The organism is Pseudomonas sp. GM50, from assembly GCF_000282375.1.
Taxonomy (GTDB): Bacteria; Pseudomonadota; Gammaproteobacteria; order Pseudomonadales; family Pseudomonadaceae; genus Aquipseudomonas.
In genome coordinates this window covers 96407-123029 of the sequence record NZ_AKJK01000100.1, presented here as the reverse complement: position 1 = coordinate 123029, position 26623 = coordinate 96407, and the positions used below count along the sequence as shown (strand labels likewise).

The window sequence follows — 26623 nt, the reverse complement described above, 5'->3', positions numbered from 1 at the left end:
TCGGCAGCTGAAAGCCGCGATTAAAAGTTGTAGCTTAAGCCCACACTACCACTCCAGTTCTGATCGATAGTATTACCTTTACTACCCCCCAATTCGCCATAGACCTGCCAGTTCTTCTGCGCCGGGATCCAGTTCATTCCCACTGTATATTCAAGGCTGGTACTGGAAGGGTCACTGTTAAAGTCATCATCATTAACCTGCACATCGTTACTTTTTACAAATTCGTGCCCTATTGCCATTCGCACCCTTGGTTGTAGTTTGCTGCCGTTATCCAGAGCGATCTCACGGCCCACGGTCATCCCCACTTTACCCAGCAGTGAGCGCGCAGCATCCGCATCAACCTCCAGGCCATTATCCATCCGGTATTGTTTGCCCTCGACTGCCGCAAGACCCATCTGAGCAAACGGTTCAATAAAGTTACCGTTATCAAAACGAATGTGTTTGCCCACTTCCACAGTTGCACTGACTCCCCGATTTTTATAGTTACCTTTGCTGCGGGTGCCGTCACTCATCGTGACCTTGGCCTTGTTGTCAAACTGGTTGACCTTGCCCACCACGTCCACATACATGCCACTGGCTATGTCGAGCAACGTGCCATAGATACCCGCATTGAGGCTGTCCACCGTTGCCGTGGAACCGTTTTTGAGGTCTATGTCGGTGCGCCCCGATCCCACGAACGCCCCGATTAGCCATTGCTGACCACCGAGTTGCGCTTGAGTATCGGCACCCAGCGCGAAACCTTGTTGGTTCTGGGTGTAACCACCACCGTAAGCGTTGGCAACGTTGTACTGGTTGCCGTAGGTACGCATCCATACACTGTTGCTCAGGTTTTTCACCGAGGCATCGCTTCGTGCCATGGTCGATGTATCTTCACCACCACTACCAAGACGGCGATCACCCAGGCGACTGTTGAGTGTGGTCATTTCCCCATACAAGATGCTCGGCGCGCTGCCTGCAATAGCCAGCACCGCATTGGTGGACGTACTGACAGTCTGATTGGGTTGAAGGAACAGTCCCTCACCCTCCCTCAACAAGCCATAAGTGCGTGAGCCTGCATCGACCAGACCACTCAAGGCGAAGCTCGCATCGCCGCCAGCAATGTTACCGATCTTCACCACATCGGGACTCGCCGGATTGGTGCCACTCGCCGTCACCTGAAGGGTGTGCTCACCACTGGCATTCTTCGTGACATTCAGGAAATCGGTACGGTCGATATCCACGTCGGCGTGCATGATGAAGATGCCCTTGCCCGACAGATTCTCCACATCCAGTTGGTGGAAAGCATCTTTATCCCCCAGGCGAACAACGCCGGCTTCAAGCGCCAGGTTTTGCACCGAGCTGTTACCTGTGGTCACCCACTGGCCAGCATTGCTGATTTGAACAGCCGTTGAATTATCAATTCGGCCAGTTAGCGTGGATCCATTGTCCAGCACGACCGTGCCAGCGATATCAGTCAGGACATCACCAGTCATGCTGCCACCATGATCCAGCGAAAGACTGAGGACCTTGTTCACATTACCCTTGAGTACAGCGCCATTGTCGATCATTACCGCAGCACCACTGCCGGCTTGTGCTAGTACATCACCGGTCATAATGCTTTGAGTATCGAGTGTGGCCTGAACGACGTTTTGCAAATTACCGGTCAATGAGGCGCCATTTTGAAAACGGGTGCTGGCTGCGCTGCCGGAGTCGACCACCACATTACCCACAAGTGAACTGCGGTCAACGGTGAGCCCGACGGTTGCCCCATTGTTAATCTCCAATATGTTGCCGTTACCTGCCACCAATGTGGAACCGTTCAGCACATAAATGCTGGCCTTTGCGCCTTGCAAATTCAACAAGCTGGTAGAGATCGCGGGGCCAGTTCGACCTTCAATCCGTGAGTTATCCAGGACTACCGTTGAAACTTCCCCGCGAGCGGGTTCGCTCCCGATGCGCAAACCAGCGTCTCCTCCGCTGATAGAGCTATTTATCGCCGAGAGTGATCCATTCAGGAGTCTGACACCGTCCGACGTCGCACCAGTAGCGTTGATGGTACTGTCAATCAAATCGAGCACACCAAGACCGTTGACCTGCGCCCCCACACTGGAAGCCGTCACGGTGCTGTTCACCAACTTCACGCTGGAGCCGGATTGATCCTGAATGTTACGTGTCAATAACAGGCCTGTAGCATTGCTCGTCACTGTGCTGTTGGTGATCTGCGCACTGCTACTGGCAAGGCGGATCGCCGCGCCGGAACCCGACGTATTTTCAACAGTCCCCCCGACCATGTTCATGACCGACAGTCGTTCAAGACCAATCTGTTGATTGCTTCCCCCATTGACCACGAGCGTCGCCCCTACCGCTCCGATATCACCAGTGAGTGCATCATTGGCAATCAGCTCGGAGCCTGGGTTCAACGTCCAGGATTCAAACGGAGTGGTGCTATCAATCGTCTGGCTTTGCCCTGGATTCAGAACACCGGCGTGAGTGGCAGAGACAGACAACATCAGCAGCGTGAAGGAAGGAATCCCCCATTTATTACCCAAAATGTCGAATTTGAATGATGGCGTGGTACGCATGCGAGTAGCCCTTAGTAATATCCAGCGCCAAAGAAGAAATAGCTCGAATCCAGCGTCGGACAATAAATATGGAAAGCGCGCCGAAGACTACAGGCGAAACCGTTACTTCTCTGTAGGACTAATCTTCATATATCGACGGACAAGTCTCCAGAACACTCATCTCTGGTGGCCTTCATCGTAAAAATCCGTAGGCAAAATCACACCCAACCAACATAAATCTTGTCAGTCATATTGATTGGGTGCCCAACCGCTAATTAACCGTCACTGCCCGCCCCCAAGTCGTCACAGTACTCAAGACTGCTATTACGCACCCTTACAGGATGCATCTCTTTAGGTGATGAGAACGTTGTTCCACCCAGCACTATCTCGTACCAAATCTGCGCAAAATAGAAGGTGACCGGAGAACCTTCTGGTGTCTCCTGCTGAATCAGCTTGAAAAGGCTGTAAGGCAAATCGTAGTCAAGATCGGCTCCTCCTACCGGCATGTTTTTAGCTTCGGTGAAAGTCGCGCCGGTGATCGGGGTGACGGGCGTTTCCTCCTTCCAGCCCACCATTTTCATGGTGACCGGTCTTCCTGGCGGAAGATCGCGATGGCCGCCAGGCGCCGACACTTTGAGCGGAGGTACAGTCGTAACCCCTGCGTTTTCAGTTCGAGGCACCATTGTTTTGCAGGTGATATACCGCTTGGCACCCAGCACAATAAATGGACCTTTATGCGGATCCAGAGCGATCTCGAATGTCTCGACCAGTACGTCAGTCCTGGGCAACTGCCGCATGATGTTGGGATTACCAGGGTATTCAATGGTGTAATAAGACTCGGTGCTTCCCACCGTAGGCGAGATCAATGAGTATTCAACATCTATAAAGACTGCTGCGTCAGCATTTTTCATTTCCTTCGTTCCTACTGGCTTGTCGTCCCAGTAGAAAGTGATTAGTGCATCCATTATTAGATTCGGCGCACCTGCCCACCTTGTAGCGGTGAAGCGTATTGGCTGATTAATGTCCAGCGTTGTCAGATGGTTCGGGGCGCCAGCACCCGCGCGTCCGCGAACTTCGACCGGGAGCAGATTATCGTTGTCCAGTTCGGGCAACAGATCAGGAGGTATCCCCGGAAATACAAAATTGACAAATATTGTCGTTTCTGGATATGGGATTGCAGCATCTGCGCCGCGTTTCAACGTGTAAGCGATTTCTACGGTCTTCTCCCCCGTAGCACCTTGAGTCACTTCATCCAGAATGTCGTAGGTAAGTTTCATTTTGAACGGATCGGGAGGAGAGCCTAATTCTTCACTACCTAGCACTACCTCTTTGTCTCCCTTGACTGTCACGGTTATAAGGTCTTTCGGATCTCCGTTATCTGGATAGTCGATCTCGACAAAAATCTCTGTGCCAATAGGCAAAAAGGTGCCAAGACTGATGGCCTCCGTATGACCCGGGCCGGCCGCCGGAACTCTAAGCGGCTTAAGCACCGGGGGAGGCAGAAATGCGATCGGCAACGTGGGGGCGCCAGCGATAACAGAGTCCTGCGATGGGTTTTTCGGCGCGTCATGCCACATATAGCGATGGAACAAGCCTCCGTTTGGAAGCTTCCTCAGCTCAACGAGAGGAATCGTGAACTCTCCGAAAAGCGGATCCACCGAAGCTGTAACCGGACCGCGGTAAAAGACGGGCATGGTTGTGGTCGTGCCCGATCTATTAGCGATACAAAAAGTAATTTCATCATTGGCCTGACGGTTGGGGTAGTTTATTGCAACGCGAACCACTAGCCCCCCAGAGTTGGCAGTGGCCCAGGCTTCGTTAATCACCTCCCCTCCAGCCACATTCAGATTGAAAAAAATCGCGAAAGGCGGCGGCGTTCTGCTGAAGGGTTTCTTTACATAATAGGGTGCATTCTTGTCGACAAAAAATGTAGTAGGGGTCGAGGAGTCTTCAATGCCAAGCCCATCGATGATATGGAAGCGACAGTAATATTCCGTTGGACCCGGAATGTCCGGGTCATCTGGAATCAAACTGTTTAGCACAGGGATATCAACGGGAAAGAAGTCTGTAAAGTCGTCTGGTATATTGATCTTTCCGAGTTCTTTTTCAGGTTGCCCAGCCTTATTTCCCATGACCATTGCTATGCCGCCACCAAACAATCCGTCTTTGAGTTCAGTTAACGTCACTTTGATAGCGGGCTTATTCAACTCTGCCAACAGGATTCTGCCGTCGCCGGCAATCTGGCCGACAATTTCCGGCGGATCGGCAAAAAGCCCAGTTCGAGTCGTTTTGCGTTCATCATCATTTTCCGTATTTTCTTTAGCAGTCATTTTAACGCTCTCCTTTTACGCATTAAGCCAAATGGCTTGACCTGCTCCATCAGCCCGACAGCTACTTGCCCGCTTTCCTGCGAAAGCAATGTTAAAACACAGACTGAATCAGCAAATATGAAAAACTTCCCTTTGCTTATTGCTCATGGTGCTTTGCTATATACTCATTAAATTTTGGCCACCAACACACTAATGAAACGTCTACAAACTGTTTACGAGTAACAAGGTGCGTCGCCAGGAATACCTCTATCTATCCTTGCCAGAGCGGCTCGAGACCTTCCAATTATTCGACCTCCCCTGGCAATGGTATAGATCGCCGTAATTGAGTCGTCATAGAGCAATGGCGCTATGCAGGGGGAAAAAGGCACAAGTTCAGTAAAGCCTTCTGCAACTTCCTTAGCATTCAAGTCTCTGGCGAATGTATCCACCGCCTCTGGCACTATGTCTTTTCCATCTTCCCCTGGGGACCCGTTAAGTGTTCGATAGCCCTGTAAGCGAAGGAAAAATTGATCACCTGGACGAGATAATGGCTGCGCTGGAATAATTATGATAATGCCCGATGTCAAGGGTGGAAGAGTTAAGCAATTGTAGTACCCATTTCCCGTCAAGTTGGTAAAAATGGCCTTCACAAGTATCTCTTCAGGTCCTTGAGTGTGATCGATAATCAATTGTTTGCGCGGCGATGGATCGGGCATCCCGAACGCAGTCACAATGTAATAAAGCAATGCAATGCCATTCATGGCCATCCGTGATGCCGGGATCGGTACTTCAATCTCCAGCGGAACGATTCCCGTCGGGTACTCGTCCTCAAACAGGAGTTCCTCCCTGCCATCCTGAAGCCAAAACACTTCGAGATGGTCATCAAACGACGTTTCAGCCCAGCGTGGTATTCGGGCAATGGTGCCGCTAATCAGAATCGGCAGAGGGATGAGGCCGTCAGGATCTGTAACGCCATCCACGGTGATCTCAACCGCCAATGCTTCGCTTGCCGTGGGCGAACATTTTTCTTCAGTCGATTGAGTGCCCATAGACATCTGGAAATTCCTCAGTGAATGGCACAAGTTGCTAATGCCCACGCTCTTGAAAACACACAGTCCTTTGATATCGATTAGGCGCCGAGGGTGTTCTTATTGGCTACTGTCAGATCTGACAGGTATAAATGCCGTTCGTCGGATTGTGACGGCAGTTCAGGTTGGCATCATCCCGCGACGACTTGACGCAGGCCTTGCATTTGGTGCTTCATGAAACCGGTTTCAGGCTTACATTACTGGACTCCTGATAATTCCAATAACAAGGTCGCCCAACATGAACGACTTCTCCGCCGCCCAACGCAGCCGCGTGACCATGCTCGACGTCGCCGAACACGCCGGCGTGTCCAAGGCCAGCGTCTCGCGCTTCATTGGCGACGACCGTGCCCTGCTCTCCGATGCCATTGCCTTGCGCATCGAGCAGGCGATCAGCGAATTGGGCTATCGCCCGAACCAGATGGCCCGCGGCCTGAAACGTGGGCGCACGCGTCTGATCGGTATGCTGGTGGCCGATATCCGTAACCCTTATTCGATTGCCGTGATGCACGGGGTGGAAACCGCCTGCCGTCAGCACGGTTACAGCCTGGTGGTGTGCAACACCGATCGCGATGATGAGCAGGAGCGCCAGCACTTGGCGTTGCTGCGTTCGTACAACATCGAAGGCTTGATCGTGAACACCCTCGGCCATCACCGCGATGAGCTGCGCGAGTTACATCAAGAAATGCCCATGGTGCTGGTGGATCGCAAGGTCGAGCAGCTCGATAGCGATCTGGTGGGGCTGGACAATCCGGCCGCCGTCGAGATGGCGGTTGCCCACCTTGAAGAACGCGGTTATCGCGATGTGCTGTTGGTGACCGAGCCGTATGACGGCACCAGTTCGCGGATCGAGCGGGTCAGCAGTTTCAAGGCGCAGATCGAGCAGCGTCCGGCGCTCTCGGGGGCGGTGGTTGAAACTGGCGGCGATCTGACCGCTCGTTTGAAAACCTTTCTGCAAACTCCTGGCCCTGGTCCGAAAGCACTGTTTTGCGCCAACGGTATCGCCGCGCTGGCCAGCACTCATTCGTTGCGTGAGTTGAAGTGCAATCTGTTCGAGGATGTCGGGTTGATTGCCCTGGATGATCTGGATTGGTATCCGCTGGTGGGGAACGGGATTACCGCGCTGGCCCAGCCGACGGCGGAGATTGGGGCGAGTGCGTTTGAGTGTTTGCTCAAGCGACTGCGCGGGGATGACGGGCCGGTGCGGACCCTGGATTTTCCGGCGCGGTTGATTGTTCGGGGGTCAACCCTGGGGAATCTTCGGTGAATATTCGGGCCTCTTCGCGGGCAAGCCTCGCTCCTACGGTTTTGTGAACGCCACAGATCCCTGTAGGAGCGAGGCTTGCCCGCGAAGAGGCCCCAAAGATCACCACATAACTCACATCAATATTTTTTTGACCAAAAATGAAACCGGTTTCAGAGGTGTAGAACAATGAACAAACCACCCGTTTCCATCAGCCTTTCCAGCTACGGCGCCGACCTTGTTCGTGAACGCGGTCAGGGCTCGTTTATCGGCGTGTTGGCCGCCGCTGGCGCCACGCGCATCGAATGGCGCGAAGAGTTGCTGACCCTTGAAAGCCCCACGCAACTGGCCGACGCCAGCCAGGCCCTGGGGCTCGAAAGCGTCTATTCCTCACCGATGGAATTGTGGCTGGCCGGGCAGTCGGCCCCCAATCCTGAACTGCTCTCGACCCTGAAGCGCGCCGAGGCATTCGGCGCCAAATGGCTGAAAGTCTCCCTGGGCTATTTCACCGACAACAACGATCTGCAAACACTGGCGCTGCAGTTGCAACAGAGCCCGGTGCAGCTGCTGGTGGAAAACGACCAGACCTTGCACGGCGGTCGCATCGAACCGTTCCAGCGTTTCTTCGCCGACGTCGAACAACATCAGCTGCCGATCAAAATGACCTTCGACATCGGCAACTGGCAATGGCATGACCAGTCCGCCGCCAGTGCCGCGCGCTTACTCGGCCGACACGTCGGTTACGTGCACTGCAAAGCGGTGGCTCGCCGGGCCGACGGCAAATTGGTAGCGGTGCCGCCGGCCGCCAGCGACCTGCATCTGTGGGGTCAACTGCTACGGCACATGGATCAAGGCGTGATGCGCGCGGCGGAGTATCCGCTGCAAGGCGATGACCTGGTGCAGTTGACTACCGAGCACGTCGCCACCCTCGCCCGCCTCGGTCAATCCCGCCTGGAGCCTGCTCATGTCTGAGATCGATATTCTGTCGTTCGGTGAAACCATGGCGATGTTCGTCGCCGAGCAGAACGGTGAACTGGCTGACGTCGGCCACTTCCACAAGCGCATTGCCGGCGCCGACAGTAATGTCGCCATTGGCTTGTCGCGGTTGGGGCTTAACGTCGCCTGGCTGAGCCGGGTGGGTGCTGACTCTCTGGGTCGGTTCGTCATCGATACGCTGGAGAAAGAAGGCCTGGATTGCAGCAACATCGACATTGACCCGGCGCACCCCACCGGTTTTCAGCTCAAGTCCCGCTGCGATGATGGCAGCGATCCGGTTGTCGAGTACTTCCGACGCGGGTCGGCCGCCAGTCATTTGTCGGTGCAGTCCATTGCGCCGCAACTGCTCGAGGCCAGGCATCTGCACGCCACGGGCATTCCCCCGGCGCTGTCGGCATCGGCCCGGGAAATGTCTTTCGAACTGATGATCCGCATGCGCAATGCCGGGCGTAGCGTGTCGTTCGACCCGAACCTGCGCCCGAGTCTGTGGGCCAGCGAGCAACAGATGATCACCGAGATCAACCGCCTCGCCGCTCTCGCCCATTGGGTGCTGCCGGGTTTGAGCGAAGGACGCTTGCTCACCGGTTTCGAAGACCCCGCCGACATCGCGGCGTTTTACCTCGACCAAGGCGCTGAAGCCGTGGTGATCAAACTAGGGCCGCACGGCGCGTATTACCGAACCCATCTGGATGAAGGTTTCGTTGCAGGCGTGCCGGTGGAAACGGTGGTCGATACGGTCGGTGCCGGCGACGGGTTTGCCGTCGGCCTGATCAGTGCCCTGCTGGAAAACCACTGCATTGCCCAAGCCGTGCAGCGTGCCAACTGGATCGGCAGCCGCGCGGTGCAGAGCCGTGGGGATATGGAGGGGTTGCCCGATCGGGCCGAAATGGATGCTGAATTTGAGGCCGTCTTCGCGGGCAAGCCTCGCTCCTACAGGTCTTGCGCGATCCCGTAGGAGCGAGGCTTGCCCGCGAAGAGGCCCTGACAGTCACCGCAAAAAACCGATTCAAAACCGTTACCTGCTGCGACAAAAACAACAAGCTCAGGAGCATCACTATGAAAACCGCAACACTGGCCACCCGCCGCTGGTGGTACATCATGCCGATCGTGTTCATCACCTACAGCCTGGCGTATCTGGACCGCGCCAACTACGGGTTCGCCGCCGCCTCCGGCATGGCGGCGGACCTGATGATTACCCCCGGGCTGTCGTCCCTGCTCGGTGCGCTGTTCTTCCTCGGTTATTTCTTCTTCCAGATTCCGGGCGCGATCTACGCCCAGAAGCACAGCGTGAAGAAACTGATTTTCGTCAGCCTGATCCTCTGGGGTGGCCTGGCGACCTTGACCGGGATCGTCTCCAACGCCTACTGGCTGATCGTGATTCGCTTCATGCTCGGGGTGGTCGAAGCCGCGGTGATGCCGGCGATGCTGGTGTACCTGTGCCATTGGTTCACCCGCGCCGAACGCTCACGCGCCAACACTTTCCTGATCCTCGGCAACCCGGTGACCATGCTCTGGATGTCGGTAGTGTCGGGCTACCTGATCCAGCATTTCAGCTGGCGCTGGATGTTCATCATCGAAGGCTTGCCGGCGGTGCTGTGGGCATTTATCTGGTGGCGTCTGGCCGATGATCGTCCGGCTCAGGCCAAGTGGCTGAGCGACCAGGAGAAGCACGACCTGGAAAGCGCCCTGGCCGCCGAACAGGTCGGCATCAAAGCGGTGAAAAACTACGCCGAAGCCTTCCGCTCGCCGAAGGTGATCATCCTCGCCTTGCAGTTTTTCTGCTGGAGCATCGGCGTCTATGGTTTCGTGCTGTGGCTGCCGTCGATCCTCAAGGCTGGGGCGAAAATGGACATGATCGAAGCCGGTTGGCTGTCGGCGTTGCCGTACCTGGCGGCGGTGATCGGCATGCTGCTGGTGTCCTGGGGCTCGGACAAACTGCAAAAGCGCAAACGCTTCGTCTGGCCGCCGCTGCTGATCGCCTCGATTGCGTTCTATGGCTCCTATGCCTTGGGCGCGGAACATTTCTGGTGGTCCTACACGCTGTTGGTGATTGCCGGCGCCTGCATGTACGCACCTTATGGACCGTTTTTCGCCATCGTCCCGGAGATTCTTCCGGCCAACGTTGCAGGCGGGGCCATGGCGCTGATTAACAGCATGGGCGCGCTCGGTTCGTTTGGTGGCTCTTATCTGGTCGGTTACCTGAACAGCTCCACCGGATCGCCCGGTGCCTCTTATCTGCTGATGAGCGGCGCGTTGTTGCTGTCGGTGGTGCTGACGATTTTCCTCAAGCCCGGCGCCAGTGACCGGGTCGCTGTGCACCGGCCGGTGGCGGCTCATTCTTGATTTGATGTAGAGATGACGACGATGAAAAAGCAGGTTGTGCTGTACAAGAAACTCTCGCCGCTGCTGATGGCTCGCTTGCATGAGCACACCGAGGTGACGCTGATCGACAGCCTCGACGCCGAGGGCCTGGCGCAACTGCGCCGGGCCCTGCCCCGCGCCCAAGGGTTGCTCGGCGCCAGTCTGAAACTGGACGCCGGGTTACTGGATCTGGCACCAAACCTGGAAGCCATTGCCAGCGTGTCCGTCGGCGTCGACAACTACGACATCGACTACCTGACCGAACGGCGGATTCTGCTCAGCAACACACCGGACGTGTTGACCGAGACCACCGCCGACACCGGTTTCGCGCTGATTCTGGCCACCGCGCGGCGGGTGGTGGAACTGGCGAACATGGTGCGTACCGGCCAGTGGAACCGCAACATCGGCCCGGCGCATTTCGGCAGCGATGTGCACGGCAAGACGCTGGGCATCATTGGCATGGGGCGGATCGGTGAGGCATTGGCGCAACGCGGGCATTTCGGTTTTGGCATGCCGGTTTTGTATCACAGCCATTCACCGAAACCGGCGGTGGAGCAGCGATTCAACGCGCAATACCGTAGCCTGGGCGAATTGCTGCAGCAGGCCGATTTCGTTTGCCTGACGTTGCCGCTGACCGCTGAAACCGAAGGGTTGATCGGCGCCGAACAGTTCGCCCTGATGCGTCCCGAGACGATCTTCATCAACATTTCCCGGGGTAAGGTGGTGAACGAAGCGGCGCTGATCGAAGCGTTGCAGCAAAAGCGGATTCGCGCGGCGGGGCTGGATGTGTTCGAGCGTGAGCCGCTGGGGAATGACTCGCCGTTGTTGCAGTTGAACAACGTGGTGGCGACGCCTCATATTGGGTCGGCGACGCATGAGACGCGGGAGGCGATGGCCCGATGTGCGGTGGAGAATCTGTTGGCGGCGTTGGCTGGGGAGCGACCGGCTAATCTGGTGAATGGGCGGGCGTGGAAGGGCTGAGGACATTTGGCGTCTGTGAGTCAGTCTTCGCGGGCAAGCCTCGCTCCTACAGGGTTTTGTGAACACCACAAATCCCCTGTAGGAGCGAGGCTTGCCCGCGAAGAGGCCATCAAATTCAACACAAATCGATCAGGCCCGCCGCACCTGCAGCAACTCCGCCGCACACGACGCAATCCGCTGACACGCATCCGCCAGCCTCACCTGATCCACCACCAGGCCAATGCGAATATGCCCCGCCGCGCTAGGCCCGAAGGCTTCGCCGGCCAGCACCGACACGCCATACACTTCAAGCAGCCGCTCGGCAAAATCTTGCGCGCCGAGCCCGGTCTGGCGCACATCGACCATCACGAACATCCCGCCATCGGGTTTGATCGGCCGGATGCCCGGACAACCGCTCAGCCTCGCGCACACCAGATCGCGACGCTGGCGATATTCCTCACGCATCAGCGCCACTTCCGGCAAATCTTTATCTAGCGCCACTTGCGCTGCTTTCTGGACGAAATCCGGAATCCCGAACAGCATGCACAGCGACAGATGCATCAAGTGTTCAGCCAATGGTTTGGGGCCGATCATCCAGCCCACCCGCCAGCCACTCATGGCATGGGATTTGGACAAACTGTTGAGGGTAGCCGTGCGCTCGGCCATACCCGGCAGACTGGCCGGGCTGATGTGCTCGCCTTCATACAACAGGTCGCTGTAGACCTCGTCACTGATCAGCCAGAGGTCGTGCCGCACACACAGCGCCGCCAACGCCTGCCAACTCTTCAACGACAGACTGGCACCGGAAGGGTTGTTCGGGCTGTTGAGCAGGATGACGCGGGTTTTCGGGGTGATCAGCGCCGCGACATCCGCCGGTTCAACCCGAAAGCCGTTCTCCGGACGCACCGCCACCGGCACCACGCTGGCCCCGCAGGCGCCGAACACGCCTTCATAGGTCACGTACATCGGTTCGGCAACGATCACTTCGTCGCCTGGGTCGAGCAGGCATTGGGCAACCGAATACACCGCGCACTGCGCACCGGGCAGCACGATCACATGGTCGGCATCCACCTCCTGACCGCTGCGCCGCTGATGACGGCTGGCGATGCTGCTGCGCAGTGTGCGGGTGCCGCGTACATCCGAGTAATGGGTGTCGCCAGCCAACAGGCTGTCGATCGCGGCATGAACGATCGGCAGCGGTGTATCGAAATCCGGGTCGCCGACCGACAGCAGCAGCACGTCGACGCCCTGCTCGCGCAATTCCAGCGCTCGATCATGAATCTTCCAGGCTGCCGCTCCGTCACCATCGATTCGTTGGGTCAAGGCTGAATAGCGCATGTACTTCTCCTAACGCGCGAGGTCCAGTTTCAACCCTATCTCAAATCACGAAACGCGCCACCATCGCGTTCAAATCAACCGCCAATCGCGACAATTCATGGGTGGCGGCGCTGGTCTGGTTGGCACCGGCGGCGGACTGGGTGGCCAAGTCGCGAATGTTTACCAGATTGCGGTCGACTTCACGGGACACCTGAGCCTGTTCTTCCGAGGCGCTGGCGATCACCAGGTTGCGCTCGTTGATCAGGTGAATCGATGAAGTGATCTGCTCCAGGGCAACACCCGCCGCACGGGCCATTTCCAGGGTGCTTTGGGTGCGCTGATTGCTTTGCTGCATCGACGAGACCGCTTCGCCTGTACCGTTCTGGATGCCGGCGACCATCTTCTCGATTTCCTGGGTCGACTGCGCGGTGCGATGAGCCAGCGCCCGAACTTCGTCTGCTACTACCGCAAAGCCACGTCCGGCCTCCCCGGCACGGGCCGCTTCGATCGCGGCGTTGAGGGCCAGCAGGTTGGTCTGCTCGGCAATGGCGCGGATCACGTCCAGCACTTTGCCGATGTCGCGGCCCTGAGCGGCCAGGCCCTCGATCATCAACGCCGTGTTCTGCACGTCATGGGTCATGGTCTGGATCGCGTCGACGGTTTCCACCACCCGGTCACGACCTTCACGAGCGGCTTGTGTCGACTGGTTCGATGCTTCGGAGGTCGATACCGCATTGCGCGCCACTTCTTCCACGGCGGCGGTCATTTCGTTGACGGCGGTGGCGGCCTGTTCGATTTCGTTATTTTGCTGTTGCAGGCCACGGGACGCTTCTTGGGTCACGGTGCTGAGTTCTTCAGCGGCGGCGCCCAGTTGCGTCGCGGAGCCGGCGATCTGTTCGATGGTTTTGCGCAGGTTGATCTGCATGGCGGACAAGGCGCCAAGCAAACGGGCCGGCTCGTCGTTGCCGTCGACTTCGATGACCTTGCTCAGGTTGCCGCCGGCAATGGTTTCGGCCGCGAGCACCGCACGGTTCAGCGGTGTGAGGATGCTGCGGGTCAACAGCCAGGCCAGCAGCACGGTCAGCAACGAAGCGATCACCGACACCGTCACGATGCCGATAAAGGCTTCGCTGTAGTGCTCGCCCGCCTTGGCCGACGCGGCTTTGGCATCGGCGGCGTTGAGCGCTACCAGTTTGTTCAGTTGCTCGCCCATCTGATCGGTGCCCTCCTTGATCCGCGTGTTGATCAGGGTACGCATCTCATCGAGCTTGTTCTGCCGCGACAGCTCCAGCATCTGACTCTGGGCTTGCATGTAGTTGTCGAGGGTTGCCGCGAAGGTTTTGTACAGCGCCGCTTCTTCAGGACCGGCCGGCAAGGCGGCATAACTGGTTTGGGCGCTGCGCACCTTGTCGACGAGCACGCCGATGCGGGTCTGGGCTTCCTGCAGGGCCGCCGGATCACGGTTGACCAGTACGCGGAACGAGAGAATCCGCAGCCGCAGGACGTTTTCCGTCATGTTACCCAGAAACCCGATGCTGGGTAACTGCGTCATTTCCATATCGACAGAGGCCTGGCGGATGATCGACATGCGGTTCACTGCAAACACACCCAGCACGATCACCAGCAAGGCAATGAAGGCGAAACCCAGGAAAGCTCGAGGCGCGATTTTCAGATTACGCAGGGACATAGGATGATCTCGGTAATTGAGGCGGCGAGCATCCTTGCCGTGATCACTGTCGGGCGGGCGATGGCGCGCACCTTTCAGCTTGGCGCCACTGTTGTAATTGGTTTGTGTGCGCCTGTCAGCTATATCGGCCGGGGTTGAGGTTTTTTGCAGGGGTTGGAGAAATATTTTTTGAGGGAGGCATGAGTGTTTCAGCGGTGAAACACTCAAGCAATTTTGTGACTTGCATTTGTGGCGAGGGGGCTTGTCGGAATGCCGCATCACCCCGTTCGGCTGCGCAGCAGTCGCAAATCCGGTGCCTGCGGTGTGCCTGGCGGAACGAGGTTGCAGATTTTAGGACTGCTTCGCAGCCCAACGGGGGCAAGCCCCCTCGCCACAGTAATCTTTTGGCCACAGATTATGGTCAGTCCTTGCGGGCCGCCACCCGCCACACCCGCGCAATATCACAGGCGCGCTCGCGCAACAAACGCGGCGCCTCGGCGCAGGCCTGCTCCAGCGTCGTCGGCCCGCTTGCCAACGCGAAGGCGGCATCGATGCCATGCTCGTACAGCGCCTGATACCCCTCGCCCAAGGTGCCGGCAATGACGATGACCGGCACGCCGTGTTGCCGTGCAATGCGCGCCACGCCAAACGGGGTTTTGCCGCGTAACGTCTGGGCATCGAAACGACCTTCGCCAGTGATCACCAGGTCGGCACCTTTGACCGCCTCAGCCAGACCGACGAGTTCAGCAACCACTTCCACCCCGGCCTGAAATTGCGCACCGAGAAACGCCTTGGCAGCAAACCCCAGGCCACCCGCCGCGCCGCTGCCCGGTTCGTCGCGCACGTCTTTGTCCAGTGCTTGCGCGCAGAGTTCGGCAAAGTGCCCGAGGGCCTGGTCCAGTTGCTCGACTTGTTCGGGCGATGCACCTTTCTGAGGGCCGAAAATTGCTGAGGCGCCATGAGGGCCGCACAGCGGGTTATTGACGTCGGCGGCGATGTCGAAGCGCACCTTGGCCAGACGCGGATCGATTTCACTCAGATCGAGGCGGGCCAGTTGCGCCAAGGCCAGACCACCCGGCACCAGGGTTTGGTCCTGAGCGTCCAGCAGTTTCACCCCCAAAGCCTGCATCGCTCCAGCGCCACCGTCGTTGGTGGCGCTGCCGCCAATCGCGAGGATCACCCGTTGTGCTCCGGCATCCAGCGCGGCGCGGATCAATTCACCGGTGCCGTAGGTGCTGCTGGTGCAGGCATCGCGCAGGTTCGGCGCAACCAGTTGCAGGCCACTGGCCTCGGCCATTTCGATGATCGCGGTGTGGCTCTGCGGTAACCAGCCCCAAGCGGCATCGACCGTGGCACCCAGCGGCCCACGAACATGGGTACGGCGCAGTTCGCCCTGGCACGCGGCCAGAATCGATTCGACCGTACCCTCCCCGCCGTCCGCCATCGGGCACTTGAGCAATTGCGCGTCCGGCCAGACTTCCGCCAGCCCGAGCGCAATGGCCTCGGCCACACCTTGGGCACTCAGACTGTCCTTGAACGAATCGGGGGCGATGACGATTTTCATGCGAATTCTCCAGTTCCAATGCGTCCATGCTGCCAGCCGCCATGAACAAAAACGCCGGTCCGCTGCACAAGCAGGTATGAGGATTATTGTTCATTTCCACAAAACCCAGATTTTCAGATCCGGCGTTGATGTGAGCTGTCAATCCGCTATCGCGAGCAGGCTCGCTCCCACAGGGGATCAGCGTCGCTCACAAATCCGTGCTTCACCACGGACCACTGTGGGAGCGAGCCTGCTCGCGATAGCATCCTGAGGACGCCACTACCCCAAGCCTTTTCGCTATAGGGTTGCTGGCGCGTCGGTTTGGGGCAGGAGCTGGACGCCGAGGTACAGCGCGAGCATGCCGTCCAGCTTTAGCGGGTCGACACCGCTGAGTTCAGCGATTCGTTCCATGCGATAACGCAGACTGTTGCGATGGATGCCCAAGGCATCGGCACAGGCCTGGCTCTGGCCGTCGTGTTCGCACCAACTGCGCAGGGTCGCCAGCAGTTGGCCGTTGCCATCCTTGGCGATGACTTTGCGCAGCGGCCGCAGCAGTTCATCCAGCGCATCGTCGTTGCGGTGCCGCCAGAGCATCACCGGCAGCCGATAACGGTTCAGGGTCAGCAGGCGCGAATGCGGCAACACATCGCGTCCATAGGCCAGTAAATCACCGACTCGACGATAGCAACGGCGCAGCCCCGACAATCCATCGGCCTGCCCGCCCACGGCAATGCGCAAAATATTCCAGCCGAGACCATCGAGCTTTTCCAGCAACCGATCGTTCTCGATCGCAGGTGTCGCCGGTCGGCACCACAGCAACGAAGACTTGGCCGAGCTCACGCACCAACTGTCCGGATAACGTGACATCAGCCAGGCGCTGAGCGCTTCGACGGTCTGCCCCGGGCCGTGTTCCAGGCCCAATTCGAACAGGTACGGCACTCGTGTCAACTGCGGTTTGAGTCCCAGCTGCTGCGCTTCGTCCAGCAACCGCGGCGAATCCCCCGCCTCGCTGAGCAGCAGCGCCAGCAGATCGTCGCAACGCTGTCGCCGCCATTGCTGCTCGGCCTGCTGGTTGCGCTGGCCCACCAGCATCTCGGCGGTCATGCGCACCAGTTCGGCGTAAGTACGCAATTGCTCGGGTTCGCCGGTGATGCCCAGCACCCCAATCAATCGCTGATCGAGCAACAGCGGCAGGTTGATCCCCGGTTGTACGCCTTTGAGGTGAACCGCCGTTTGCGCGTCGATCTCCACCACGCGCCCGTTGGCCAGCACCAGTTGCGCGCCTTCGTGGCGGGTGTTGATGCGCTCCGGTTCGCCGCTACCGAGAATCAGTCCCTGACTGTCCATGACGTTTACGTTGTACGGCAGGATGGCCATCGCCCGGTCGACGATGTCCTGGGCCAGGTCGTGATCGAGTTCGAACATAGCGCGATTCCTTGAAAACGTGATGGGACGGGTTGTTCACCCGCACAGGCCTTGGTTGCAAACCCTGTGCTCAAGCACAAAGACAATTACCCAAGGGGTGACCGAGACTCACCGGGCGACCAACGTTACCCTTGCGCCGCAAAAAATCATAATAAAGAGAGAGCCCGCCATGTCACAGAGCGCCACAGCTACCCTGGCCAACGCTGACGACAAAAATGCCGTCTACAAACGCATTACCCTGCGTTTGACCCCCTTCATTTTCATCTGCTACCTGTTCAATTACCTCGACCGGGTTAACGTCGGATTCGCCAAACTGCAGATGCTCGACGCACTGAAATTCAGCGAAACCGTGTACGGCCTCGGTGCCGGGATTTTCTTCATCGGCTACGTACTCTGCGGTGTACCGAGCAACCTGGCCCTGACCAAATTCGGCCCGCGCCGCTGGATCGCGTTGATGATGATCACCTGGGGCACGCTCTCGACCTGCCTGCTGTTCGTCACCACACCGACCGAGTTCTACACCCTGCGCCTGTTTACCGGTGCGGCCGAAGCCGGGTTCTTCCCGGGCGTGGTGCTTTATCTCTCGCAGTGGTTCCCGACGTTCCGTCGTGGCCGCATCATGGCGCTGTTCATGTCGGCGATCCCGGTTTCCGGCCTGCTCGGCAGTCCGTTTTCCGGCTGGATCCTCAACCACTTCGGCGCCGGCCAGGCCGGTTTGGCCGGCTGGCAGTGGATGTTCCTGCTGCAAGGCATTCCGACCGTTATCCTCGGCGCCCTCGCCTATTTCCTGCTCAGCGACAGTTACGCCAACGCCAAATGGCTGACCCCTTACGAGCGTTCGGTGCTTGAGGCCGATCACGCGCAAGACCTGGCCAGCAAACCGAAAACCGCCACCGATTCGCTGTTGGCGGTGTTCAAGAACCCGGCGATCTGGGCTTTCGGCCTGATTTATTTCTGCATTCAGAGCGGTGTCTACGCGATCAACTTCTGGCTGCCGTCGATCATCAAAAACCTGGGTTTCAGCGATAACCTGGTGATTGGTTGGCTCAGTGCGATCCCGTACCTGCTGGCGGCGGTGTTCATGTTGATGGTCGGTCGCTCGGCGGATCTGCGCAAAGAACGCCGCTGGCACTTGGTGGTGCCGATGCTGATGGGCGCGGCGGGCTTGCTGATCGCGGTGAACTTCGCCGCCAACCCGGCCATCGCCATTCTTGGGCTGACCCTCGCCACTATGGGCGCCCTCACCGGTTTGCCAATGTTCTGGCCAGTGCCGACTGCAATGCTTAGCGCGGGTGCGGCTGCCGGCGGGTTGGCGTTGATCAACTCCATGGGGCAGATGGCGGGTTTCCTTAGCCCGTATCTGGTGGGTTGGGTCAAGGACAGCACCGGGTCGACCGATGCGGCGCTGTATCTGCTGGCGGGTGTGATTGTGTGTGGGAGTTTGCTGGCGTTGCGCATGACGCGCACGTTGCGGGCGTAAGGTTTAACGCTCACGCGCATGCACAGATACTTTTGTGGCGAGGGGGCTTGCCCCCGTTCGGCTGCGAAGCAGTCGTAAATCCGTTACATGCGGTTTAATTTTGAAATGCCGGGGCCGCTACGCGCCCCAACGGGGGCAAGCCCCCTCGCCACAACAGCCCTCTAACCACAACCACCCCCTAACCACAACAGCCCGCTCGCCACAGCCCCCACAGGAAAGTGAGTCGATAATTCCGATTGCTCCGAGCAGCGGTTCTTGGTATTTGATTGAAGCTTTCTCACCGGTAAAAGGATTTCGTCATGAGCTATCGCACGCTGGGTCATTCGGGTTTACAGGTGTCGACCCTCACATTGGGCACCATGATGTTCGGCGAACAGACCAGCACCGAAGATTCCTTGCGGATCATCGACAAGGCTTGGGACCAGGGCATCAATTTCATCGACACCGCGGACGTCTACACCAACGGCCGCTCCGAAGAGATCGTCGGCGAAGCGATTGCCAGTCGCCGTCAGGAATGGGTACTCGCCACCAAAGTCGGTTTCGGTCCGGTGGACGGTGTGCCGAACCGCAGTGGCCTGAGCCGCAAGCATCTGTTCAACGGCATCGATGCCAGCCTGACCCGGTTGGGCACCGATTATCTGGACATCTATTACCTGCACCGCGAAGACCACAACACGCCGTTGGAGGTCACGGTGTCGGCCATTGGCGATTTGATCCGCCAGGGCAAGATCCGCTACTGGGGCCTGTCGAACTACCGTGGCTGGCGCATCGCTGAAGTGATTCGTGTGGCTGACAAACTCGGTGTCGATAGACCGGTCATCAGCCAGCCGCTGTACAACATCGTCAACCGTCAGGCGGAAACCGAGCAGATCACTGCTGCACAAAACTATGGCCTTGGCGTGGTGCCCTACAGTCCGCTAGCGCGTGGTGTGCTCAGCGGCAAGTACGCACCCGACGTAACACCGGACGTCAACAGCCGCGCGGGCCGTCAGGACAAACGCATTCTGGAAACCGAATGGCGGGTTGAGTCCCTGCGCATTGCCCAGCAGATCCAGGAATACACTCAGGGCCGTGGCGTGGGCATCGTCGAGTTTGCGATTGCCTGGGTGCTGAACAATCGCGCCATCACCTCGGCCATCGTCGGCCCGCGCACCGAAGAACAGTGGGACGCGTACACCAAGGCGCAGGCGGTGAAGATCACAGCGGAAGATGAAGCCTTTATCGATTCGCTGGTGACACCGGGGCACGCGTCGACGCCGGGGTTCAATGACGTGAGCCATTTTGTGCCGGGGCGTAAACCGCATACGGCTTGAGATTTATCGCAGGCAAGCCAGCTCCCACAGGGTTTGGTGTCGTTCACAAGATCTGTTGGCGATCACGGTCTACTGTGGGAGTGGGCCTGCTCGCGATAGCGGTGGGTCAGTCATCAGGGCTGTTGGATGTACCGGCCTCTTCGCAGGCAAGCCAGCTCCCACAGGGTTTTGTGTCGTTCACAAGATCTATTAGCGATCACGGTCATTGTGGGAGCGGGCTTGCCCGCGATAGCGGTGGGTCAGTCACCAGGGCTGTTGGATGTACCAGCCTCTTCGCAGGCAAGCCAGCTCCCAGTGTCGGTCTGCTGACTATGCTTTGGTTGAGGATCAGCCAGGATGTTGTAAATATTGATCACTCGGCCAATATTCAGCACAAAAACCACGTATCCTGCGCGCCCCGTTTGACCTTCAACCCGCGAGGACAGTTTGTCTAAAGGTATCGCTCTATCGGTCACAGCCTCGGTGCTGTTTGCCGTCATGTATTACTACACTTCGCTGCTCTCCCCCTTGAGCGGCGTAGAGATTTTCGGTTGGCGGATGCTGCTGACCGCGCCGTGCATGACCGTGTTCATGGTGGTGTCCGGCGAATGGAAACGCGTGGTGGAGATTGTGCGACGGCTGGTCAGCAAGCCGAAATTGCTTGTCGGACTGATCGGCTCTGCAGTGCTGCTGGGTCTGCAGCTCTGGTTGTTCATGTGGGCGCCGCTCAACGGCTATAGCCTCGACGTGTCGCTGGGGTATTTCCTGTTGCCACTGTCGATGGTCCTGACCGGTCGAATCGCCTATGGCGAGCGCCTTTCCTATCTGCAGAAAATAGCCGTGTTCTTCGCCAGCCTCGGCGTGCTCAACGAGTTGTATCAAGTCGGCGGTTTTTCCTGGGCGACCTTGCTGGTGGTGGTCGGTTATCCGATTTATTTCATCGTGCGCAAGCGCCTGGCCACCGACAACCTCGGCGGGCTCTGGCTGGACATGGCGTTGATGCTGCCAGTGGCGTTCTGGTTCGTGCAGGGCGGCGAACAAGGTTTCGGCGTGTTTGATCAACATCCGTGGCTGTCGCTGTTGATCCCGATACTCGGGGTGATCAGTGCTTCGGCGCTGGTGGTCTACATCATTGCCAGCCGACTGCTGCCGTTCAGCCTGTTCGGGTTGTTGAGTTACGTCGAGCCGGTGCTGTTGCTCGGCGTTGCGTTGCTGCTGGGGGAAAGTATCAAGGCCGGCGAATGGCTGACCTATATTCCGATCTGGTTGGCGGTGGTGGTGTTGGTGTTTGAAGGGTTCAAGCACCTGGTCCGGCAACGACGCCGGCCGATGTAGTTGTAGGAGCGAGGCTTGCCCGCGAAGCTTTTAGCGTCTTCAAGGTCCCCTTCGCGGGCAAGCCTCGCTCCTACAGTGGTTTTGTGTGATCCAGAATAATTTTGCGTGATCCGAAAATGGTTTTTCACGATCCAAAAAAAGCCCGGCCAGCATTACTGCTGACCGGGCTTTTTCACGCCTGAAACGGGTTAATCGGTGGAGAGCACACCCCGACGAACCTGATCACGCTCGATGGATTCGAACAGCGCCTTGAAGTTGCCTTCACCGAAACCATCGTCACCTTTACGCTGGATGAATTCGAAGAACACCGGGCCCATCAGGGTTTCCGAGAAAATCTGCAGCAGCAGACGCTTGTCGCCCGACTCGGACGAACCGTCCAGCAGAATGCCCCGTGCTTGCAATTCGTTGACCGGCTCGCCGTGGTTCGGCAAACGGCCTTCAAGCATTTCGTAGTAGGTGTCCGGCGGCGGCGTCATGAAGCGCATGCCGATGCTTTTCAGGTGATCCCAGGTCTTGATCAGGTCATCGCTGAGGAAGGCCACGTGCTGGATGCCCTCACCGTTGAACTGCATCAGGAACTCTTCGATCTGCCCCGCGCCCTTGGACGACTCTTCGTTCAGCGGGATACGGATCATGCCGTCCGGCGCGGTCATGGCCTTGGAGGTCAGGCCGGTGTATTCGCCTTTGATATCGAAGTAACGGATTTCGCGGAAGTTGAACAGCTTCTCGTAGAAGTTGGCCCAGTAAGCCATGCGACCGCGATATACGTTGTGGGTCAGGTGATCGATGATCTTCAGACCGGCGCCGACCGGGTTGCGGTCCACGCCTTCGATGAACACGAAGTCGATGTCGTAGATCGAGCTGCCTTCACCGAAACGGTCGATCAGGTACAGCGGCGCACCGCCAATGCCTTTGATCGCCGGCAGATGCAGTTCCATCGGACCGGTTTCGATGTGGATCGGCTGGGCGCCGAGTTCCAGGGCACGCTTGTAGGCCTTTTGCGAATCCTTGACCCGGAACGCCATGCCGCACACCGACGGACCGTGCTCTGCCGCGAAGTACGACGCCACGCTGTTGGGTTCGTTGTTGAGGATCAGGTTGATCGCGCCCTGGCGATACAGGTGCACGTCTTTGGAACGGTGGGTCGCAACCTTGCTGAAGCCCATGATCTCGAAGATCGGCTCCAGGGTGTTAGGGGTCGGCGATGCGAATTCGATGAACTCAAAGCCCATCAGGCCCATTGGGTTTTCGTATAAATCTGCCATGGTTGGCGCCTCATCATTTTCTTGTCAATTAACGGATCGTTAGTTGCTAGCAATGCTGAGACTGGCGGGCGGCGCGCAGGAGATGCCCCGCACGCTGCGGGCGAGGAAGTCACCGTAGATCAATTGAAACCCGAAACTCTTCATTGTCGACCCAAGGCTCTTGCGGGCGAGGCTTCTGCTGCCAGAAGACGATTATTCTTATATGCGTAAACCGATTCTACACAGCGTAAATCAGTTTGTCCGCCTTCTTATAAAATCCCCCTTTTTGTGGCCTGCGCAAGCGGTTTGTTGCACAGAACAATCCCCGTCAGGATCAGCACGCCACCCAGGCACATCACCAGTGTCAATTGCTCGCCCAGCAGCAACGCGCCAAAAAGAACGGCGGTCAGCGGGTTCAAGGCGATAAACACACCCGAACGCGTTGCACCGATTTTGCGGATACCGTCGTAATAACCAATATAGGCCAATGCCGAACCCAGCATGCCCAGGTACATCAGGCTCAACCATTGTTGCGTACCGAGTTCGGCCAGCGCCGCGACACTCAACTCACCACGCACGGCGCTGGTCACCCAGAGCATCAGCGTGCCCAACAGAATCGAGTACGTGACTGTCTGCACCGGCCCCAGCGTTTGATTCAGGCCTTTGGAGAACAGCGAATAAATGCCCCAGCCGACCACGCAACCGAAGATCAACAGATCGCCGATCCAGGCATCAGTACCACCGGCCAGCAATTGCGGATTGCGACTGACGATCACCAGACTGGCTCCGGCTATGCAGATCGCAATACCGGCCACTTTCGCCCGGCTCAGTCGTTCCTTGAACAGCAGCCACGACGCCAGGCCGATCACGGCCGGATTCAAGGCCACGATCAAGGACGCCCGTGAGGCGTTGATGTAGTGCAGTCCATAAAAGAAGCACAGGTTGTAGAAAAAAATTCCGAAGAATCCCAGCAGCATCAATTGCAGCCATTGCCGAAGACTGGGCCGCACCAAGGGTACCCGCGCCAGCAACAGAAACAGCAGCAACGCCACGCTCGCCAGCAAGAACCGCAGGCTCGCGGCCAACAACGGACTGAGGCTGTCGGCCAGAAATCGCCCGGCGACGAACGTCCCGCCCCAGATCATGGTGACGGCGGCAAGCTTCAGATAAACCGGTACATCCGAAGAATTCGCCAGGGTCTGTTCACACGCAGTCATAAGTCTCCACCATCAGAAATCGGGTACATGGCGTATCATTCGACTAATTCCCCATCATCGTAAAATGAGTAAATACTCATGACCCTGACTCAACTCGAGATTTTCTCGCTGGTGGCCGAACTGCGCGGCTTCACGGCAGCGGCCCATCGTTTGGAGATTTCCCAATCCGCGGTGTCCCACGCGCTCAAATCCCTGGAACAGGAATTGGGCGTTGAACTGCTGCGTCGGCATCAGTCCCAGGTCGAGCTGAGTGACATCGGCCAGCAGCTGTTACTGCGCGCTCGGGCGATGCTCGGGCTGGCCAACACGTTGCGCCAGGAAGCGGCCGATGCTCGCGGGATGAAACGCGGCACCCTGCGCATCGGCTCGTTCGGCCCAACCTCATCGATCAAATTGCTGCCGAGGATCCTGCAGCTCTACCGCGCCGCACACCCGGGCATTGAGGTTCACATCGACGAAGGGCCGGATCGCCAGGTGATCCAATGGCTGGAAGAACGGCGTATCGATATCGGCTTCGTGGTGTTGCCCCTGGAGCGTTTCGACACTTTCAGGCTGATCGAGGACCAGATGGTCGCGCTGCTGCCGGCCGACCATGCGCTGGCCGGTCGCGACAGTTTGAGCTTGAGCGATTTATGCCACGACCCTTTTGTACTGACCGAAGCCGGCTCTTCGGAACTGGTGTCGCGCCTGTTTAATGCAGCGCGGTTGACGCCGAACATTCGCTATCGCTGCTCGCAGTTGCTCAGCACGCTGGACACCGTAGGCCGTGGCGATGCCCTGACCGTTGTCGCCGAAGGCTCATTGCCTGAGGACAACGACAAGCGCTACGTGAAAAAACCGCTGTCGCCACCGATCAGCCGCCAGGTCGGTCTGGCGGTGCTCGATCAGCGTCAGTCATCACCTGCGACGCTGGCCTTTATCAAACTGGCCTCAGGTTTGAATGATCGTTGAGCGACATAAGCGCCGACAGCCAACTATCATGACTGAACTCTTCTGGGAGGCGTGTCGTGCCAGCCTTTGAGAGCCCTCTTTTTATCGCGATGGATTTGCGAATGCCACTGAACGTCAAAAGCCGCCGTAAACGTGGCGCCCGGATCGTTGTGACTGTTCTGAGCGGGCTACTCCCGGTTTTGCTGGGGTTCGCCATTCTCTATCTGCAGGCTGAACGTACCCTCAAGCAAAGTACTGAACTGACTGGCGAAGAAGCCATTCGCCAATTCGAGTTGATGCTCGACAACACCGCCCAAGCGGCGCAAGAGCTATTGCCGCTGGCCGGTCAAAACTGCAACGGCGTCAAACTGGCCCTGCGTGAACAAGTCACCCGCCGGCCGTTCGTGCGCTCGACCAACCTTGTGTGGGACAACAACCTCTATTGCAGTTCGTTGTTCGGTGAATATCAGGAAAAGATCAATCCCGGCGACTACACACAAGGCAAGCTATGGCTCATGAACGGCAATCCGGTCACGCCCAATACCGCGTTGTTGGTGTATCGGCTGAATGAAGGAAACCAGGGCGCATTGACCACGCTGGACGGTTATCACCTGAGTAATGTGCTGCGCCTGATTGGTCGCAAAACATTATTGTTACTGCGAGTAGGCCCTAATTGGCTGTCCGCCGACGGCAAAGTCCACAACGACGCCCTGCCCATATTGCCGGTGGCGCAAAACACGCTGAGGTCTGCGCGATATGCCTTCACAGTGGCCTCCGGTTTCCCCGAAGGAGAAATCTGGCGTTACATGCGCAGTGAGTACCCGCCGCTGTTCAGTCTGTTGATGTTCTTCGGCGTGGTGTCAGGCTCGATCGGGCATGTCCTGCAGAAGCGTTCGACGTCGCCTAGTCGTGAAATGCAGCGAGCGCTGGAGGCAGCAGAGTTCATTCCGTATTTTCAGCCCGTGGTGCATGGCGACAATAAGCAGTGGTCCGGTGCCGAAGTATTGATGCGCTGGAAACATCCCAAGGAAGGCTTGGTACGCCCTGACCTGTTCATTCCGTTTGCCGAACATTCCGGGCTGATCGTGCCGATGACTCGCTCGTTGATGCAACAAACCGCTGCATTACTGGCCCCCTTGTCGGCCTCATTCGAGGGGCCGTTTCACATTGGCATCAACATCACCGCCAGCCACTGCCGGGATCTGGAGCTGGTCGAGGACTGCCGTGAGTTCCTCAGCGCTTTCGCCCCGGGCAGTATCAACCTGGTGCTGGAGCTGACCGAACGCGAACTCATCGAGCCGACAGCCATCACCCTGCAATTGTTCGAACAGCTTCACGGGTTGGGCGTGATGATCGCAATCGATGACTTTGGCACCGGTCACTCAAGCCTGGGTTATTTGCGTCAGTTCAATGTGGACTTCCTGAAAATCGATCAGAGCTTTGTCGCCATGATCGGTATCGACGCCCTCTCCCGACACATTCTGGACAGCATCATCGAACTCTCGGCCAAACTCGATCTGGGTATCGTCGCCGAAGGCGTGGAAACCGAGGAGCAAAGTGACTATCTGACCGCCCACGGCGTGAACTTCCTGCAAGGTTATCTGTTCGGTCGACCGATGCCCGGCGCAGACTTCATTAGTGCATTAAGTGATCATTAACTAACCACCTTAAGCACCGAGA

The 26623-nt window shown here is 57.9% G+C and carries 19 protein-coding genes; 10 read left to right on the top strand and 9 right to left on the bottom strand.

From position 1 onward, the window contains the following. Positions 1-20: 20 nt before the first annotated feature. The 3 genes from PMI30_RS06710 to PMI30_RS06720 form a co-directional block, all read right to left on the bottom strand. The gene (locus tag PMI30_RS06710) at positions 21-2561 is read right to left on the bottom strand and encodes an autotransporter outer membrane beta-barrel domain-containing protein (RefSeq protein ID WP_008012898.1); all 2541 of its coding nucleotides are present in this window, start codon (positions 2559-2561) and stop codon (positions 21-23) included. Between the two features lie 254 nt (positions 2562-2815). Next, a complete protein-coding gene (locus PMI30_RS06715; protein ID WP_008012897.1) occupies positions 2816-4870 on the bottom strand; it encodes a hypothetical protein in 2055 nt (684 codons plus the stop codon). Positions 4871-5082: 212 nt separating this feature from the next. Then, entirely contained in the window at positions 5083-5904 is an 822-nt protein-coding gene (locus PMI30_RS06720; RefSeq protein WP_008012895.1) for a hypothetical protein, read from the bottom strand. 271 nt (positions 5905-6175) lie between these two features. Here PMI30_RS06720 and PMI30_RS06725 point away from each other — a divergent pair, with 271 nt between their 5' ends. From PMI30_RS06725 to PMI30_RS06745, 5 genes are all read left to right on the top strand, one after another. Continuing rightward, entirely contained in the window at positions 6176-7201 is a 1026-nt protein-coding gene (locus PMI30_RS06725) for a LacI family DNA-binding transcriptional regulator (protein WP_008012893.1), read from the top strand. 165 nt (positions 7202-7366) lie between these two features. Continuing rightward, positions 7367-8149 carry a sugar phosphate isomerase/epimerase family protein gene (locus tag PMI30_RS06730; protein ID WP_008012892.1) on the top strand — a complete coding sequence of 261 codons (783 nt, stop codon included), beginning with the start codon at positions 7367-7369 and terminating at the stop codon, positions 8147-8149. Continuing rightward, entirely contained in the window at positions 8142-9128 is a 987-nt protein-coding gene (locus tag PMI30_RS06735) for a sugar kinase (RefSeq protein ID WP_008012890.1), read from the top strand. Before PMI30_RS06730 ends, PMI30_RS06735 begins: the two co-directional genes overlap by 8 nt. Before the next feature lie 101 nt (positions 9129-9229). Next, positions 9230-10516, top strand: a complete 1287-nt coding sequence (locus PMI30_RS06740; RefSeq protein WP_008012887.1) for an MFS transporter — start codon at positions 9230-9232, stop codon at positions 10514-10516. A gap of 21 nt (positions 10517-10537) precedes the next feature. Continuing rightward, positions 10538-11515 (top strand): 2-hydroxyacid dehydrogenase, encoded by a 978-nt coding sequence (locus PMI30_RS06745; protein ID WP_008012885.1) that lies wholly within the window; start codon positions 10538-10540, stop codon positions 11513-11515. A gap of 129 nt (positions 11516-11644) precedes the next feature. On the opposite strand, the gene PMI30_RS06750 is transcribed toward PMI30_RS06745, so the two are convergent. From PMI30_RS06750 to PMI30_RS06765, 4 genes are all read right to left on the bottom strand, one after another. Beyond that, positions 11645-12832, bottom strand: coding sequence for a pyridoxal phosphate-dependent aminotransferase (locus PMI30_RS06750; RefSeq protein WP_008012882.1), 1188 nt, complete (start codon positions 12830-12832; stop codon positions 11645-11647). A 40-nt stretch (positions 12833-12872) separates the two neighbouring features. Next, positions 12873-14498: a methyl-accepting chemotaxis protein gene (locus PMI30_RS06755; protein ID WP_008012881.1), complete on the bottom strand. Its 1626-nt coding sequence runs from the start codon at positions 14496-14498 to the stop codon at positions 12873-12875. A 400-nt stretch (positions 14499-14898) separates the two neighbouring features. Next, on the bottom strand, positions 14899-16041 hold the full coding sequence (locus PMI30_RS06760) for a glycerate kinase (protein WP_008012879.1): 1143 nt from the start codon (positions 16039-16041) through the stop codon (positions 14899-14901). Positions 16042-16317: 276 nt separating this feature from the next. Then, entirely contained in the window at positions 16318-17445 is a 1128-nt protein-coding gene (locus tag PMI30_RS06765) for a sugar diacid recognition domain-containing protein (protein WP_008012878.1), read from the bottom strand. 169 nt (positions 17446-17614) lie between these two features. Between PMI30_RS06765 and PMI30_RS06770 the strand changes: the two genes are divergently transcribed. From PMI30_RS06770 to rarD, 3 genes are all read left to right on the top strand, one after another. Continuing rightward, positions 17615-18925: an MFS transporter gene (locus PMI30_RS06770; RefSeq protein ID WP_008012877.1), complete on the top strand. Its 1311-nt coding sequence runs from the start codon at positions 17615-17617 to the stop codon at positions 18923-18925. Between the two features lie 299 nt (positions 18926-19224). Continuing rightward, the gene (locus tag PMI30_RS06775) at positions 19225-20238 is read left to right on the top strand and encodes an aldo/keto reductase (protein WP_008012876.1); all 1014 of its coding nucleotides are present in this window, start codon (positions 19225-19227) and stop codon (positions 20236-20238) included. A gap of 426 nt (positions 20239-20664) precedes the next feature. Next, a complete protein-coding gene (rarD, locus tag PMI30_RS06780) occupies positions 20665-21552 on the top strand; it encodes an EamA family transporter RarD (RefSeq protein WP_007900067.1) in 888 nt (295 codons plus the stop codon). A 188-nt stretch (positions 21553-21740) separates the two neighbouring features. Here the strand turns inward: rarD and hppD are convergent, their stop codons facing one another. Further along, positions 21741-22817: a 4-hydroxyphenylpyruvate dioxygenase gene (gene hppD, locus PMI30_RS06785; RefSeq protein WP_008012875.1), complete on the bottom strand. Its 1077-nt coding sequence runs from the start codon at positions 22815-22817 to the stop codon at positions 21741-21743. 248 nt (positions 22818-23065) lie between these two features. Further along, a complete protein-coding gene (locus PMI30_RS06790; RefSeq protein ID WP_008012874.1) occupies positions 23066-24013 on the bottom strand; it encodes a DMT family transporter in 948 nt (315 codons plus the stop codon). Between the two features lie 78 nt (positions 24014-24091). Between PMI30_RS06790 and PMI30_RS06795 the strand changes: the two genes are divergently transcribed. Together PMI30_RS06795 and PMI30_RS06800 are read left to right on the top strand one after the other, a co-directional pair. After that, positions 24092-24964, top strand: coding sequence for a LysR family transcriptional regulator (locus PMI30_RS06795; protein WP_008012873.1), 873 nt, complete (start codon positions 24092-24094; stop codon positions 24962-24964). A 101-nt stretch (positions 24965-25065) separates the two neighbouring features. Further along, positions 25066-26601, top strand: coding sequence for an EAL domain-containing protein (locus PMI30_RS06800; RefSeq protein WP_032835947.1), 1536 nt, complete (start codon positions 25066-25068; stop codon positions 26599-26601). The last annotated feature ends 22 nt before the right edge of the window (positions 26602-26623 follow it).